Raw genomic sequence first — 234 nt, forward strand, 5'->3', positions numbered from 1 at the left:
CCCTTTTAAATTTTCTACACCATCATAAAATGAAGGAGAGGAAGTGTTTTTTATAGCTCTAGCCTCTAACCTTTCTATAGTTACAAGAGATTCCATAACACGCTCTGGAGTTCTCGATGCAGAAACAACTATTTCATCTAAAGAAGTTTCATTTTCTGTACGCTTAACCTCAATTTTTTGATTGTTTTTTGTAATCTCAACTTTTCCAGGTTTGTACCCAATTAATGAAATTTC

At 32.9% G+C, this 234-nt stretch carries 1 protein-coding gene; it reads right to left on the reverse strand.

The genetic code is table 11. The features are described from left to right. The coding region (locus ACY2RX_RS14955) for a hypothetical protein (protein WP_490104755.1) at positions 1 to 234 on the reverse strand (234 nt) is incomplete at both ends.

The organism is Polaribacter sp. 2405UD43-2 (assembly GCF_058147125.1).